General features: G+C 51.4%; 1 rRNA gene. It reads left to right on the forward strand.

Going from position 1 to position 599, the window contains the following annotated elements:
• Positions 1 to 144: 144 nt before the first annotated feature.
• Positions 145 to 599 (forward strand): 16S ribosomal RNA (locus OOJ60_RS24575); the annotation flags it as partial.

The following is a 599-nucleotide window of genomic DNA, read 5'->3' on the forward strand; positions in this document are numbered from 1 at the left end:
ACTGCTCTTTAACAATTTATCAGACAATCTGTGTGGGCACTCAAAGTGACATGGATTCTTAACGTCGCAAGACGAAAAATGAATACCAAGTCTCTGAGTGAACACGTAATTCATTACGAAGTTTAATTCACGAGCATCAAACTTAAATTGAAGAGTTTGATCATGGCTCAGATTGAACGCTGGCGGCAGGCCTAACACATGCAAGTCGAACGGTAACAGGAAGCAGCTTGCTGCTTCGCTGACGAGTGGCGGACGGGTGAGTAATGTCTGGGAAACTGCCCGGTGGAGGGGGATAACTACTGGAAACGGTAGCTAATACCGCATAACGTCGCAAGACCAAAGAGGGGGACCTTCGGGCCTCTTGCCACCGGATGTGCCCAGATGGGATTAGCTTGTTGGTGAGGTAACGGCTCACCAAGGCGACGATCCCTAGCTGGTCTGAGAGGATGACCAGCCACACTGGAACTGAGACACGGTCCAGACTCCTACGGGAGGCAGCAGTGGGGAATATTGCACAATGGGCGCAAGCCTGATGCAGCCATGCCGCGTGTATGAAGAAGGCCTTCGGGTTGTAAAGTACTTTCAGCGGGGAGGAAGGG

The organism is Citrobacter sp. R4 (genome assembly GCF_026719175.1).
Taxonomy (GTDB): Bacteria; Pseudomonadota; Gammaproteobacteria; order Enterobacterales; family Enterobacteriaceae; genus Citrobacter_A; species Citrobacter_A sedlakii.